At 71.2% G+C, this 12,788-nt stretch carries 17 protein-coding genes; 11 read left to right on the top strand and 6 right to left on the bottom strand.

What is annotated here, in order from left to right; all coding sequences use genetic code 11:
- Window positions 1-4: 4 nt before the first annotated feature.
- The 4 genes from OMP39_RS02330 (at window position 5) to OMP39_RS02315 (ending at window position 2,686) form a co-directional block, all read left to right on the top strand.
- Window positions 5-862 (top strand): prepilin peptidase, encoded by an 858-nt coding sequence (locus tag OMP39_RS02330; RefSeq protein ID WP_264893204.1) that lies wholly within the window; start codon window positions 5-7, stop codon window positions 860-862.
- Window positions 863-924: 62 nt separating this feature from the next.
- Window positions 925-1,527, top strand: a complete 603-nt coding sequence (gene coaE / locus OMP39_RS02325; RefSeq protein WP_264893203.1) for a dephospho-CoA kinase — start codon at window positions 925-927, stop codon at window positions 1,525-1,527.
- 168 nt (window positions 1,528-1,695) lie between these two features.
- Entirely contained in the window at window positions 1,696-2,448 is a 753-nt protein-coding gene (gene zapD, locus OMP39_RS02320; RefSeq protein ID WP_264893202.1) for a cell division protein ZapD, read from the top strand.
- Between the two features lies 1 nt (window position 2,449).
- The gene (locus tag OMP39_RS02315) at window positions 2,450-2,686 is read left to right on the top strand and encodes a DNA gyrase inhibitor YacG (protein WP_264893201.1); all 237 of its coding nucleotides are present in this window, start codon (window positions 2,450-2,452) and stop codon (window positions 2,684-2,686) included.
- An 88-nt stretch (window positions 2,687-2,774) separates the two neighbouring features.
- Here the strand turns inward: OMP39_RS02315 and OMP39_RS02310 are convergent, their stop codons facing one another.
- From OMP39_RS02310 to argB, 6 genes are all read right to left on the bottom strand, one after another.
- Window positions 2,775-3,227: an NUDIX domain-containing protein gene (locus OMP39_RS02310; protein WP_264893200.1), complete on the bottom strand. Its 453-nt coding sequence runs from the start codon at window positions 3,225-3,227 to the stop codon at window positions 2,775-2,777.
- Window positions 3,224-4,102: an ATP-binding protein gene (locus OMP39_RS02305; protein WP_264893199.1), complete on the bottom strand. Its 879-nt coding sequence runs from the start codon at window positions 4,100-4,102 to the stop codon at window positions 3,224-3,226. Before OMP39_RS02305 ends, OMP39_RS02310 begins: the two co-directional genes overlap by 4 nt.
- A gap of 213 nt (window positions 4,103-4,315) precedes the next feature.
- A complete protein-coding gene (pdeM, locus tag OMP39_RS02300) occupies window positions 4,316-5,011 on the bottom strand; it encodes a ligase-associated DNA damage response endonuclease PdeM (RefSeq protein WP_264893198.1) in 696 nt (231 codons plus the stop codon).
- 61 nt (window positions 5,012-5,072) lie between these two features.
- Entirely contained in the window at window positions 5,073-5,726 is a 654-nt protein-coding gene (slmA, locus tag OMP39_RS02295; RefSeq protein ID WP_425340653.1) for a nucleoid occlusion factor SlmA, read from the bottom strand.
- A complete protein-coding gene (locus OMP39_RS02290) occupies window positions 5,726-6,487 on the bottom strand; it encodes a pyrimidine 5'-nucleotidase (protein WP_264893197.1) in 762 nt (253 codons plus the stop codon). The genes slmA and OMP39_RS02290 overlap by 1 nt, the downstream gene beginning before the upstream one ends.
- Window positions 6,484-7,416, bottom strand: coding sequence for an acetylglutamate kinase (gene argB, locus OMP39_RS02285; protein WP_264893196.1), 933 nt, complete (start codon window positions 7,414-7,416; stop codon window positions 6,484-6,486). The genes OMP39_RS02290 and argB overlap by 4 nt, the downstream gene beginning before the upstream one ends.
- Window positions 7,417-7,576: 160 nt before the next feature.
- Between argB and OMP39_RS02280 the strand changes: the two genes are divergently transcribed.
- From OMP39_RS02280 to OMP39_RS02250, 7 genes are all read left to right on the top strand, one after another.
- Window positions 7,577-8,029 carry a hypothetical protein gene (locus OMP39_RS02280; RefSeq protein ID WP_264893195.1) on the top strand — a complete coding sequence of 151 codons (453 nt, stop codon included), beginning with the start codon at window positions 7,577-7,579 and terminating at the stop codon, window positions 8,027-8,029.
- Between the two features lie 182 nt (window positions 8,030-8,211).
- Window positions 8,212-8,556 (top strand): hypothetical protein, encoded by a 345-nt coding sequence (locus OMP39_RS02275; protein ID WP_264893194.1) that lies wholly within the window; start codon window positions 8,212-8,214, stop codon window positions 8,554-8,556.
- On the top strand, window positions 8,553-9,956 hold the full coding sequence (locus OMP39_RS02270; RefSeq protein ID WP_264893193.1) for a TolC family protein: 1,404 nt from the start codon (window positions 8,553-8,555) through the stop codon (window positions 9,954-9,956). Before OMP39_RS02275 ends, OMP39_RS02270 begins: the two co-directional genes overlap by 4 nt.
- Before the next feature lie 2 nt (window positions 9,957-9,958).
- Window positions 9,959-11,341, top strand: coding sequence for a multicopper oxidase family protein (locus OMP39_RS02265; protein ID WP_264893192.1), 1,383 nt, complete (start codon window positions 9,959-9,961; stop codon window positions 11,339-11,341).
- Window positions 11,342-11,368: 27 nt separating this feature from the next.
- Window positions 11,369-11,860 carry a cupredoxin domain-containing protein gene (locus OMP39_RS02260; protein WP_264893191.1) on the top strand — a complete coding sequence of 164 codons (492 nt, stop codon included), beginning with the start codon at window positions 11,369-11,371 and terminating at the stop codon, window positions 11,858-11,860.
- Between the two features lie 98 nt (window positions 11,861-11,958).
- Complete coding sequence (locus tag OMP39_RS02255; RefSeq protein WP_264893190.1) at window positions 11,959-12,435, top strand: DUF411 domain-containing protein; 477 nt, start codon at window positions 11,959-11,961, stop codon at window positions 12,433-12,435.
- 2 nt (window positions 12,436-12,437) lie between these two features.
- On the top strand, window positions 12,438-12,725 hold the full coding sequence (locus OMP39_RS02250; protein WP_264893189.1) for a copper-binding protein: 288 nt from the start codon (window positions 12,438-12,440) through the stop codon (window positions 12,723-12,725).
- The last annotated feature ends 63 nt before the right edge of the window (window positions 12,726-12,788 follow it).

Raw genomic sequence — 12,788 nt, 5'->3', positions numbered from 1 at the left:
CCCGATGGACCAGGAATCCTTGCGCTGGTGGCTCTCGCCGGCCACCTTGGGCCTGCTCGGCCTCGTCATCGGCAGCTTCCTCAACGTGGTGATCCACCGCCTGCCCCTCATGCTGGAGCGGCAGTGGCGGCGCGACAGCGCCGAGATGCTCGGCCAGCCGCTGCCCGAGGAAGGGCCGCCGCTCAACCTGGTCCGACCGCGCTCGCGCTGCCCGCACTGCGAGCGTCCGGTGCGCTGGCACGAGAACATCCCGGTGCTCGGCTGGCTGCTGCTGCGCGGCCGCTGCGCCGGCTGCCGCCAGCCGATCTCGCTGCGCTACCCGGTCATCGAGCTGCTCACGGGCGCGCTGTTCGCGCTGGCCGCCTGGCGCGTCGGGCCGCAGCTGCCGGTGCTGCTGTGGTGCGCCTTCCTGGCCGTGCTGGTCGCGCTGGCCTTCATCGACTGGGACACCACCTTGTTGCCCGACGACCTCACCCAGCCGCTGCTGTGGGGCGGGTTGATCGTCTCCGCGCTGGGCTGGACGGTGCCGCTGCCTTCGGCGCTGTGGGGCGCGGTGGCCGGCTATCTCGCGCTGTGGGGGGTGTACTGGCTCTTCAAACTCACCACCGGCAAGGAAGGCATGGGCTACGGCGACTTCAAGCTGCTCGCGGCCATCGGCGCGTGGCTGGGGCCCTCGATGCTCTTGCCGGTGCTGATCGGCGCGTCGGTGCTCGGCACGGCCGTCGGTCTCGTGATGAAGGCCAGCGGCGCCTTGCGCGAAGGCCGCTATGTGCCTTTCGGCCCCTTCCTGGCGGGCGCGGGCGGCGCCGTCTTCCTCCTCGGCACGCAGACCGTGCTGGAATGGCTGGGCTTCGGGTTCTGACGCTCTTCTCGCCCCCGCCTGCGCCAGCCCGCTTCGGGTGACGATCGGGCACACTGCCGGGCATGAAACGCCCCACCCGCATCGGACTGACCGGCGGCATCGGCAGTGGCAAGAGCACTGTCGGCCGCATGCTCGTCGACCTCGGCGCCTGGCTGGTCGACACCGACGCGATCTCGCGCGCGCTGACGGCCGCCGGCGGCGCGGGGATCGGGCCCATCCGCGAGACGTTCGGCCCCGACTTCATCGACGCGGCGGGTGCGCTGGACCGCACCCGCATGCGCGATCTGGTGTTTCGCGATCCCGACGCGCGGCGCCGGCTCGAGTCGTTGCTGCACCCGCTCATCGGCCAGGAGACGCTGCGGCAGGCCTCCCAGGCGCTGCCCGGCCAGCCGGTGGTGTACGACGTGCCGCTGCTGGTGGAGTCCGGCCGCTGGCGAGCCCTCGTGGACCGGGTGCTGGTGGTGGATTGCACGCCGGCCACCCAGATCGAGCGCGTGGTGCAGCGCTCGGGGCTCGCCGCCGTCGAGGTCGAGCGCATCATCGCGCAGCAGGCGTCTCGCGAGGCGCGGCTGCGGGCGGCCGACGCCGTGATCTTCAACGACGGGCTGGACCTCGACCAGCTGCGCGAAGAGGTGCGCGCGCTGTGGGCCGGCTGGGGTGGGTGATCGCGCGCCCGCGCGGCTGACGCCCCGCGCCCCTGGCGGCGCTTCGGCCCGGCACGGCGGCTCTCACCGCCCCGCCCGGTGACCTCCTGTCACGGTGGAAATGCCCCCCTGTCCTTGGTGGCCGCCAAGCCCGTGTGAAACAATGCCGGGCAGCACGAGGAAGCAGCCTTGATACGCTACGAATACCCCTTCAACGAGAGCATCCGCACGATGCTCAGGCTCGAGCACCTGTTCGATCGGCTCGGGCAGTTGATGCCCCGGGAAGCAGCGGTGGACCACCACTTCGCGTTGGCCACGCTGTTCGAGATCATGGACGTCTCCTCGCGGGCCGACCTCAAGTCCGACTTGCTCAAGGAACTGGAGCGGCAAAAGGCCGTGCTCAACGGCTTCCGTGGCAACCCCTCCATCCAGGAGGAGGTGCTCGATCAGGTGATCGGGCGCATCGAGCACGCCTTCCAGGCGCTGAACCAAGCGCCTGGCAAGGCCGGACAGTCGCTCACGACCAACGAGTGGCTGATGAGCATACGCAGCCGCATCAGCATCCCGGGCGGGACGTGCGAATTCGACCTGCCCGCCTACTACGCCTGGCAGCAATCGGCGCCCGAGCGCCGGCGTGCCGACCTGCAGCACTGGGTCGCCACGCTCGCGCCGTTCGCGGAAGCCTTGCAGCTGCTGCTCGGGCTGCTGCGCGACTCCGGCATCCCGCACAAGGTCTATGCGCAGCAGGGGCAGTACCAGCAGAGCCTGCCGGCCGGCAAGACCTATCAGTTGCTGCGCATGCGCATCGACCCGTCGCTCGGATTGATCCCCGAGATCAGCGGACATCGCCTGATGGTGTCGATCCGCCTGATGCGGCAGGAACCCGACGGGCGGCTGAGGCCTGCCAACGAAGACGCCAGCTTCGAACTCACCTTGTGTTGAGATGGCGACGCACCGCCCCTCGCCGGCCCGCAAGCTGATCGTGCCCTGCCCCACCTGCGGGGGCGACAGCGTGTACGGGCCCGAAAACCCCTTCCGCCCGTTCTGCAGCGAGCGCTGCAAGAACATCGACCTGGGCGCCTGGGCGAGCGAGAGCTATCGCGTGGGGGTCAAACCCGATCCGGACCAGGGGCCGGACGAGGACCGGCCGCCCCCGGGCCACCCCGAGGGGAAGGGCTGAGGCCCGGCGCTCGCCCGCCCGGAGCCGGGCCGTGACCCCCGTGGGGGGTGGGGCGTAGGCCCCGGGGGCAAAGATACAAGGCCGCCCCTCACTCGACGTGCGTGGGGCCCTGGTGGGCCCGCTCCTCGGCCAGCCAGCGCAGTACCGGCACCGTGCCCGGCAGCACCGGGCGCACCCGCACCGGCAGCTCCTGCCAGCTCATGGCCTGGCGCTCGCGCATCTCGAACTCCCCGGACCACCGGTACACCTTGCAAAAGTGCAGGCGCACGAGCGCATGCGGGTAGTCGTAGAGCTCCACTTTCCACGGCTGGGCCGGCCCGATCGTGATGCCCAGCTCCTCGTGCAGCTCGCGCCGCAGCGCCTCTTCCACCGTCTCGCCGGCCTCGAGCTTGCCCCCCGGGAATTCCCAGTACCCTGCATACACCTTGCCCTCGGGACGCGAGGTCAGCAGGAAGCGGCCCTGGCGGTCGATCAGCACGCCGACGGCGACGTCCACCGGGGTGCGCTCGCCGCACCGGTCGGCGCTGCCTCCCGCACTCACAGCCCCTCCCGCCCGAGCCGCCCGGCGTAATCGCGCGCGAACTGGTAGGCCACCCGCCCCGAGCGCGAGCCGCGCTCCAGCGCCCACACGAGCGACTCCTGCCGCGCGGCGGCGATCACCTCGTCGTCCAGGCCGAAGTGGCGCAGCCACTGGGCGACGATGGCCAGGTACTCCTCCTGGCTGAACGGGTAGAAGCTGATCCACAGGCCGAACCGCTCGGACAGCGAGATCTTCTCCTCCACCACCTCGCCCGGATGCACCTCACCGTCTTCGGTGTGCGTGTAGGTGAGGTTCTCCTTCATGTACTCCGGCAGCAGGTGCCGGCGGTTGGAGGTGGCGTAGATGAGCACGTTGGCCGTGGCCGCCGCCACCGAGCCGTCGAGGATCGACTTGAGCGCCTTGTAGCCCGGCTCGCCCTCGTCGAAGCTCAGATCGTCGCAGTAGACGATGAACTTCTCGGGCCGCTCGGCCACGAGGTCCACCAGGTCGGGCAGGTCCACCAGGTCGGCCTTGTCCACCTCGATCAGCCGCAGCCCCTGCGGCGCGAACTCGTTGAGGCAGGCCTTGATGAGCGAGGACTTGCCGGTGCCGCGCGCGCCGGTCAGCAAGGCGTTGTTGGCGCTGCGCCCCGCCACGAACTGCGCGGTGTTGCGTACCAGGCGCTCCTTCTGCGCATCCACTTCGCGCAGGTCCGCGAGGCGGATCGGCGAGACGTGACGCACGGGCTCCAGCGCGGCGCGCGCGCCTCGGCGCCGGTAGCGAAAGGCGATGGAGGCAGACCAGTCGGGCGCGACCGGCGGCTGAGGCAGCACCGCCTCGAGCCGCTCCAGCAGCCGTTCGGCGCGGACGACCAGGGTTTCGAGCGAAGCAGACATGGATCGAGCGAGCAAGGAGGCTCGAGAGTGTACCGGCCGGGCGCGGCGATCGGGCCTTGTATCCGTGCCCCCGGGGCGTGCGCCCCACCCCCCACGGGGGTCACGGCCCGGCTCCGGGCGGCCGAGCGCCGGGCCTTGCATCTTTGCCCCCGGGGCTGCGCCCCACCCCCCACGGGGGTCGCGGCCCGGCTCCGGGCGGCCGAGCGCCGGGCCTCAACCCGCCACTTGCAGCACGCGATCGTCGGCAATGGCGTACAGGCGGTCACCGGGCGCCGCGCGCACCGGCATCATGCCGGTGAACTCGCCGAACGCGGGCAATACGCCGAGCCGGGTTCCGAACCAGTAGCAGGGCAGCCGCAGCCGCTCCCGCGCCCGCCCGGCCACCCGCACGCAGGGGTGCAGGTGCCCGCACAGCACGTAGGCGTCGGGCAGGTCTCGGGGTTCGTGGCACAGCGCCAAACCGCCCAGCCGCAGCGGCTCGTCGACGCATTCGATGCCGAGCCAGGGGGGTGGGTCGCCCGCGCGCGCGTCGTGGTTCCCGCGCACCAAGGTGAGCCCGAGCCCGGCATGGCGTTCACGCCAGTGCGCCAGCGCCTCCATCGTGCCCGGTGCATCGGAGCGCTCGGAGTGCATCAGATCGCCGAGGAACACGACGCGACGCGCGCCGGTGCGGTCGAGCAGGCGCGACAGACGCCCGAGCGTCCCCCCTGTGGTGCCGCGAGGCACCGGCACACCCCAGCGGCGAAAGGACGCGGCCTTGCCCACGTGGGCGTCGGCCACCAGCAGCGTCTCGTGGCGTGGCAGGTACACCGCCTTGTCGGCCCACAACTCGGCGGGCTCGCCCGCCACCTCCATGCGCAGCATCGAGCGAGCATAGCCGAGGGGTGCTGCGGCACTGGAGGGCCTCATCGCGCGCCCTCCGCGAAGGTGTGACCGAATCCCCCCCGGGGACGGATCTTCACGGCTCGCGTCAGCCCAGCAACAGGGCCAGGCTCGCGTCCAGATGCTCGGTGGGAGGCCGCTTGAACCCGGAGCGGCAATACCGGTGCAGCCGGCCGACCACGAAGGCCGCGAGCGCCGAGGCGCGCGCGACGGCATCCACGGTGGGCGTGGCCGAGCCCGCCTCGTCGGCGGCCAGCCGCAGGCTCTGGCGCAACTGCGACTCGATGCGATCGAAGAACTGGTTCATCCGTGCGCGCAGCCGCTCATGCTCATGCACCAGCGCGTCGCCCACCATCACACGTGTCATGCCCGGGTTGCGCTCTGCGAACTGCAGCACCACCGCCACGATCTTGTGCGCCTGCGCGCGCCCGTCGACCTCGCGCTCGGTGATCTGGTTCACGAGGCTGAAGACGCTGTGCTCGATGAACTCGATCAGGCCTTCGAACATCTGCGCCTTGCTGGCGAAGTGACGATAGAGCGCGGCCTCGCTCACCTCCAGTCGAGCCGCGAGCGCGGCGGTGGTGACCCGCTCGTCGCCGGGTTGCTCCAGCATCGCGGCCAGCGTCTGCAGGATCTGGATGCGGCGCTCCCCCGGCTTCGGACGCTTGCGCGCCATCGGGCCGCCGAGCGTGACCGACTCGGCACCCTCGGCCGGGGCAGCAGGAACGGAGGTGGGGGACATCACAGTTCGCGTAACTTCTGTAGCGAACGGATTCTCGCATGCACGTAACAGGGGCGCCGGTGCACGTAAATACCTACTTCCGGCCCGTGCGGCGCGCCGCGCAGCCAGCGCTGCATCCACACCGTGCGCAGACCCAGCCGGTGGGCCGACTTCTGATGAGCCAGCGTGTCCTCCACCAGCACGCAGCGGTGCGCCGGCACGCCCAGGCGGACGAGCACGCCGCGCAGCATGCGGGCGTCAGGCTTGGGGCGCCACTGGCCGAACATGCGCATGTCCTCGATGCTGAGAACGCCATCGAACTCGCGCCACAAGTCCAGCGCCTTGAGCACCCGGCGCGCATAGGCGGCCGGCGCGTTCGTCAGCACCAGCTTGCGCCCGCGCAGGGCCCGCAACGCGGCCTTGTCGTGGGCGTGGGCGCGCAGCGCCGCCTCCAGCCCGGGCAGCGCGTGGGTCTGGTGGAGGAAGTCGGTCGCATCGACCGCGTGGTGGCGCACCAGGCCCAACAGCGTCGCGCCATAGCGCCGCCAATACTCGCGGCGCAGGTGGTCGGCCTCTCGATCGGACAGGCCCAGCTCTTGAGCGATGTACTGCGTCATCGACTCGTCCAAGCGGGCGAACACCGCGCGCGAAGCGTCGTGCAGCGTGTTGTCGAGGTCGAACAGCCACACCGGCGGCGCCCTGCCGGCGCGCTCGCAAGCCTTCGCCGGGCGCGCGGCGCGCCGCACCCGGCGCGCCGAAGGCGACAGCCGTCGCGCGCTCAATGCGAGCGGATCATCGTGCCGAATGCCTGCTCGGTGAGGATCTCCAGCAGCAGGGCGTGCGGCACGCGACCGTCGATGATGTGCACCGAATTGACCCCGCTCTTGGCGGCATCCAGCGCCGAAGCGATCTTGGGCAGCATGCCGCCCGAGATGGTGCCGTCGGCGAACAGCTCGTCGATCTCGCGGGCGGTGAGGTCGGTCAGCAGCCGGCCGTTCTTGTCCAGCACACCGGGCGTGTTGGTCAGCAGCACGAGCTTTTCGGCGCTCAGCACCTCGGCCAGCTTGCCGGCCACCACGTCGGCGTTGATGTTGTAGTTCTCGTTCTGCTCGCCGAAACCCAGCGGCGAGATCACCGGGATGAACTGGTCGTCCTGCAGGGCCTTCACGACGCTCGGGTCGATGGAGACGATGTCGCCGACCTGACCCATGTCGTGTTCCTTGCTGGGGTCGTCCTTGTCGACCATCTTGATCTTGCGCGCGCGGATCATCCCGCCGTCGCGCCCGGTCAAGCCCACGGCCTTGCCGCCCGCTGCGTTGATGAGGCCGACGATGTCCTGCTGCACCTGGCCGGCCAGCACCCACTCGACGACTTCCATCGTCTCCTCGTCGGTGACGCGCATGCCCTGGATGAAGGTGCCCTTCTTGCCCACCTTGGCCAGCGCCTCGTCGATCTGCGGGCCGCCGCCGTGGACGACCACCGGGTTCATGCCCACCAGCTTGAGCAGCACGACGTCCTCCGCAAAGTCCTGCTGCAGCGCAGGGTCGGTCATCGCGTTGCCGCCGTACTTGATGACGATGGTCTTGCCGTGGAACTTGCGGATGTACGGCAAGGCCTGCGCGAGGATCTCGGCTTTGTCGCGCGGCAAGACGTGGCTGAGATCGGGCGAGGCGGGTGCCGCAGCGGCGGCAGCGGGGGGCTCGTTGCTCATGGCGATCGGCTCTCGGTGAGGCGTGGTACGGGAAGTGGCGGGATTGTAGGACCGCCGACTTGCGCGGACTTGAACGGGGCGCCGGGGCGGCGGGCAAATGTGGCATTGCGCGCCGCAGGGCCTTGACCTTGCCGCCGTGGGAAGGTCTATAGTGGCGCCCATGCGTTCGCCGTCGCGTTGGCGTCTCGTCCTGGCCTGCCTGATCGTCGCCCTGCTGCCCATGCGCGGCTGGGCGATGGACGGGTCGTGGTCGCGCGCGCTCACCGGCGCGGGGCGACTCGCCGCGCAGATGCCGCACGCCGACGGCGCGGCGCCCTGCCACGGCGCCGAGGCGCAGCCAGCGCCGCACCTCTCGGCAGCCCTCTCGGCGACCGACATGCAGGCCGTGCAGGCCGCCCCCGACCATGCCGCACCCGAGCACGAGAAGCGCCTGGCGGCCGCCGGCGGCGAGCACGACTGCGGCAAGTGCCAGGTCTGCCACAGCCCGGCCGCGATGACGGTCGGCTCCGCCACCGTCCCCGCCCACTCGGCGCCGGGCCAGCCCGTGCCCCGGCTGCGCCTGGCCGGGGGCCGCGACGAGGGCGACACCCTCTTCCGTCCGCCCAGGGGCTGATCCGCCCCCCCTGCACCCGAGCCTTCGCCCCGCTTCGTCCATGCGGCCGAGGGTGGGTCGCCGGCCGCGGCAGCGCCCGGTGTGCCCCTTGTGTATTGCTTCCGGTTGCCGTGCGCGCACCGCCTGCCAGGGCCCCTGCCCCGAGCGGCTGCAGGCCGGCACCCCCGATGCAGCGAGTTGAGATGACCTCCACGACTTTCCGACGCACCTTACCCGCCGCCGTGCTCGCCCTGGCGGCCGGCGGTGCCGGCGCGCAAGGCGCGCCGAGCACCTTCGAACTGGACCTGCCTTATCGCTCGGCCTTCGACGGTTACCTTCCGCACGCCGATCCCACCGCCTTCGACTGGCGCGGCGCCAACGACCTCGTCCGTCGCCTCGGCGGGCACGCCGGGCACCTGCGCAGCCCGGAGCGCGCGAAGGACGCAGCCGAGAAGCCGGGCCGTCCGGCAGCGCCGACCGACGTCGGCCCCGGCGCCCCGGAGGGGCGGCGGCAGCCGGCCCGCGGCACCGACGGAGGTGGCCGATGAGAACCCGCACGAAGGCGCTCGTACTGGTCCCGCTGGTGGCCGTGCTCGCCGGCTGCGCCACGCCGGGCCCGCAGGACGCGCTCGTGGAGGCCCGGCGTCTCGCCCCTCAGGGCGGCGAACTGACGCTGGCGACCGACGAGGCCGCCCGCCGCGAGCGGGAAAGCGCGGTCGCCCGGGCGCTGGCCGAACCGCTGGACGCACAGGGCGCGTGGCGGGTGGCGCTGCTCAACAGCCCCGCGCTGCAGGCGCTGATCGCGCAGTCCTGGGCTGCGCAGGCCACCGTGGTCCAGTCGGGCCGGCTGCCCAACCCGCGTCTGGCGCTGGAGCGGCTCACGCGCGGCGACGAGACCGAGATCGGACGCGTCCTCAGCTTCGGCCTGCTGGAGCTCCTTGCGCTGCCCTGGCGCGCCGGGCAGGCCGAGCGAGCGGCAGAGGCGGCGCGACTCCAACTGGCGGCCGATGTGCTGCGCGTGGGCGCGCAGGTGCGCCAGCAGTGGGTCCGCGCGGTGGCCGCGCAGCAGCTCGCGCAGTACCACGAGCAGGTGCGCGATGCCGCGCAGGCCAGCGCGGAGCTCGCGCGCCGGATGCAGGCCGTGGGCAACTACAGCCGGCTGCAGCGCGACCGTGAACAAGCGTTCTACGCCGATGCCACCGCCCAACTCGCGCGTGCCCGGCAAGCGGCCGTCGCCGAGCGCGAGGCCCTCGTGCGACTGCTGGGCTTGTCCCCCCAGCAGGCCTCGTCGTTGCGACTGCCCGACCGCCTGCCCGACCTGCCCGGCGAGCCGCGCCCCGCGCAGCAAGTGGCCGACGCCGCGAAACGAGAACGCGTGGACCTGCGACTCGCCCAGCGCCGCTTGGCCGCCGCCGACGCGCAGCGGACGCTGGCGCGCTGGACGAGCCTCACCGACATCGAACTCGGCGTCGTACGCAACAGCGAAACGCACCAGCCGACGCAGCGCGGCTTCGAACTGGAGCTCACCCTGCCGCTCTTCGATGCGGGCCAGGCCCGGCGCGCCGGGGCCTCGGCCGAGGCGATCGCCGCCTTGAACCAGGTGCACCAGGTGCAGATCGAAGCCACCTCCACTTTGCGCGAGCGCTACGCCGCCTACCGCACGGCCTACGACCTGGCGCGGCATTTCCGTGACGAGGTCGTGCCGCTGCGGCAACGCATCGTCGACGAGATGCTGCTGCGCTACAACGGCATGCTGGGCTCGGTCTTCGAGCTGCTGGCCGAGTCGAGGACGCACATCGGCAGCGTCATCGGCGCCATCGAAGCCCAGCGCGACTTCTGGCTGGCGGACGCGGCCCTCGATGCCGCCATCCTCGGTGTGCCGGCCGAGGGCGCGTCCCTCCTCACCCAGGCGCCTGCCGCCGGCGGCGCCTCCCCCGCAGGACATTGACGATGACCACACGACGCCTGTTCCTCGGCGGTGCGGCGCTCGCCGGCGCTGCCACCGTGGCGCGCTCGGCGCTGGCGGCGCTGCCAGAGCCCGCCTCTCGCACCGACACCAACACCGCCGCACCGCTCGCCCCCGCCCAGGGGCGCCCCTACCGCCCGGTCGTCACGCTCAACGGCTGGTCCCTGCCCTTTCGCCTGCGCAACGGCTGGAAGGAATTCCACCTCGTGGCCGAGCCCGTCGTGCGCGAACTCGCGCCCGGCATGAACGCGCAGCTGTGGGGCTACAACGGCTCCTCGCCCGGGCCCACGATCGAGGTGGTCGAGGGCGACAAGGTGCGCATCTTCGTGACCAACCGGCTGCCCGAGCACCACGCGGTGCACTGGCACGGCCAGCGCCTGCCCAACGGCATGGACGGCGTGGGCGGCCTCACCCAGCCGCACATCCCGCCAGGCAAGACCTTCGTCTACGAGTTCGAGGCGCGCCGCCCGGGCACCTTCATGTACCACCCGCACGCAGACGAGATGGTGCAGATGGCGATGGGCATGATGGGCTTTTGGGTCACGCACCCGCGCGAGCCCAGGCGCGTGCCCGGGTATGTCGAGTGCGACCGGGACTTCGTGTTCCTGCTCAACGCGTTCGACATCGAGCCCGGCAGCGCGACGCCCAAGGTCAACACGATGCTGGACTTCAACCTGTGGTGCTTCAACAGCCGGGTCTTTCCGGGCATCGATCCGCTCGTCGTGCGCCGCGGCGATCGCGTGCGCATCCGCATCGGCAACCTCACGATGACCAACCACCCGATCCACCTGCACGGCCACGAGTTCGTCGTGGCGGGCACCGACGGGGGCTGGACGAACCCCGCCTCGCGCTGGCCGGAGGTGACGGTGGACGTCGCCGTGGGGCAGATGCGGGCCGTCGAGTTCGTGGCCGACGAGCCGGGCGACTGGGCCCTGCACTGCCACAAGAGCCACCACACCATGAACGCGATGGGCCACGACGTGCCCACGATGATCGGCGTGGACCATCGCGAGGTGGTGCAACGCATCCAGAAGCTCGTGCCCGACTACATGGTGATGGGCGAGCGCGGCATGGCCGACATGGGCGAGATGGAGATGCCCCTGCCCGACAACACGCTGCCGATGATGTCGGGCCAGGGCCCGTTCGGCCCGGTGGAGATGGGCGGGATGTTCACGGTGCTCAAGGTGCGCGAGGGGCTCGCGCGCAACGACTACCGCGACCCCGGGCCCTACGCGCACCCCGCAGGCACCGTCGCCCGCGAGTGGACGGACGCGGCCCCCGAGCCGCAGCGTGCCCCCGGGGCGGCGAGCGCCGCACCGGCCCCGCTGCGTGCGCGCAAGCCGTCGGGACACAACGCCCACCATTGACCCCCTCGGATCGAAAGGAACGCACTCATGTCTGTACGTTTGAACGCCGGAGTGGCACTGCTGGCCGCGCTCGCCATGAGCTCGACGGCCTTCGCCCACGGCGAAGGCCATGCCTCCCGCCGCTTGGAGCTCTCGTCCGAACGGCACCCCTGGGGACAGCAGGGCGACCCGGCCAAGGCGACTCGCACGGTGCGCGTGGACATGGACGACCGGATGCGCTTCGTCCCGGACCGGCTCGAGGTGCGGCAGGGCGAGACCGTGCGCTTCGTCGTGCGCAACCGCGGCCAGGTGCTGCACGAGATGGTGATCGGCACGCGCGATGCGCTGGAGTCGCATGCCGAGCTGATGCGCAAGCACCCGGGCATGGAGCACGACGAGCCGTACATGGCCCACGTGGGGCCGGGCCAGCGCGGCGAGATCGTCTGGACCTTCACCGAGCCGGGCGAGTACTTCTACGGCTGCCTCGTGCCCGGGCACTGGGAGGCCGGCATGAAGGGCCGGATCGTGGTGCGGCCGTGATGCCCTGCGCAGCCCGGTGTCCCGCGCACCGCCAGAGGGAACATCGGGCGGTGCCGGCACTCGAAACCACCAACACCCGTTGATCGAGGAGTAACGAAATGCCATTGAACCCTGCCCGCCGGCGATGGGTCGGCGCCTTGGGCGCGGCCGCGGCTCTGGCCGCCACGGGCGTGGCCCTCGTGCCCGCCCGGGCCGCTCGCAAGCCGGTCGTGGAGGTGTGGAAGTCCGCCACCTGCGGCTGCTGTCACGAATGGGTGGCCCACCTGGAGAAGCACGGCTTCCAGGTCAAGACGCACGACGTCGACGCCCCCGGCGACTACCGCGAGAAGTTCGGCCTGCCCCAGAAGTACGGCTCTTGCCATACGGCGAAGGTCGAGGGCTACGTGCTCGAAGGGCACGTGCCCGCCCGCGAGATCGAGCGCCTGCTGCGCGAGCGCCCGCAAGCCCTGGGGCTGGCCGTGCCCGGCATGCCGGTCGGATCGCCCGGCATGGAAGTGGGCTCGCGCAAAGACCCGTACGATGTGCTGCTCGTCGCCCGTGACGGGCGCGCATCGGTGTATCAGAGCTATCGTTGACAATGAACGCCATGAAGAAATCCCTCATCGTCTCCCTCACACTGGCTCTGGCCTCGTTCGGCGCCTTCGCTCAGATGACCGACGGCGAAGTCCGCAAGATCGACAAGTCCCAGGGCAAGATCACCATCAAGCACGGCGAGATCAAGAACCTCGACATGCCTCCGATGCAGATGGTGTTCAAGGCCGAGCCGCCCTCGCTGCTGGACAAGGTGCAAGTGGGCGACAAGGTGAAGTTCCAGGCGGCGAAGGTCGGCGGCACGTACACCGTCACCGCGATCGAGAAGCAGTGACAGCAGTGACGCGCGGCGCAGCGTTGCGGCCCCGCCCCGGCGCCTGCGATCGATACGCAGGCG

The organism is Schlegelella aquatica (genome assembly GCF_026013905.1).
GTDB lineage: Bacteria > Pseudomonadota > Gammaproteobacteria > Burkholderiales > Burkholderiaceae_C > Caldimonas > Caldimonas aquatica.
This window is presented reverse-complemented; position numbering and strand designations above follow the sequence as displayed.

What these genes read in the sequence shown, in the direction of transcription:
- OMP39_RS02315 (WP_264893201.1), top strand. Translation starts at nt 2,450, where the DNA reads ATGGCGACGCACCGCCCCTCGCCGGCCCGCAAGCTGATCGTGCCCTGC.
- OMP39_RS02260 (WP_264893191.1), top strand. Translation starts at nt 11,369, where the DNA reads ATGTCTGTACGTTTGAACGCCGGAGTGGCACTGCTGGCCGCGCTCGCC.
- OMP39_RS02250 (WP_264893189.1), top strand. Translation starts at nt 12,438, where the DNA reads ATGAACGCCATGAAGAAATCCCTCATCGTCTCCCTCACACTGGCTCTG.
- OMP39_RS02330 (WP_264893204.1), top strand. Translation starts at nt 5, where the DNA reads ATGGACCAGGAATCCTTGCGCTGGTGGCTCTCGCCGGCCACCTTGGGC.
- OMP39_RS02305 (WP_264893199.1), bottom strand. Translation starts at nt 4,102, where the DNA reads ATGTCTGCTTCGCTCGAAACCCTGGTCGTCCGCGCCGAACGGCTGCTG.
- coaE (WP_264893203.1), top strand. Translation starts at nt 925, where the DNA reads ATGAAACGCCCCACCCGCATCGGACTGACCGGCGGCATCGGCAGTGGC.
- OMP39_RS02265 (WP_264893192.1), top strand. Translation starts at nt 9,959, where the DNA reads ATGACCACACGACGCCTGTTCCTCGGCGGTGCGGCGCTCGCCGGCGCT.
- slmA (WP_425340653.1), bottom strand. Translation starts at nt 5,726, where the DNA reads ATGTCCCCCACCTCCGTTCCTGCTGCCCCGGCCGAGGGTGCCGAGTCG.
- OMP39_RS02275 (WP_264893194.1), top strand. Translation starts at nt 8,212, where the DNA reads ATGACCTCCACGACTTTCCGACGCACCTTACCCGCCGCCGTGCTCGCC.
- argB (WP_264893196.1), bottom strand. Translation starts at nt 7,416, where the DNA reads ATGAGCAACGAGCCCCCCGCTGCCGCCGCTGCGGCACCCGCCTCGCCC.
- OMP39_RS02280 (WP_264893195.1), top strand. Translation starts at nt 7,577, where the DNA reads ATGCGTTCGCCGTCGCGTTGGCGTCTCGTCCTGGCCTGCCTGATCGTC.
- OMP39_RS02255 (WP_264893190.1), top strand. Translation starts at nt 11,959, where the DNA reads ATGCCATTGAACCCTGCCCGCCGGCGATGGGTCGGCGCCTTGGGCGCG.
- pdeM (WP_264893198.1), bottom strand. Translation starts at nt 5,011, where the DNA reads ATGAGGCCCTCCAGTGCCGCAGCACCCCTCGGCTATGCTCGCTCGATG.
- OMP39_RS02270 (WP_264893193.1), top strand. Translation starts at nt 8,553, where the DNA reads ATGAGAACCCGCACGAAGGCGCTCGTACTGGTCCCGCTGGTGGCCGTG.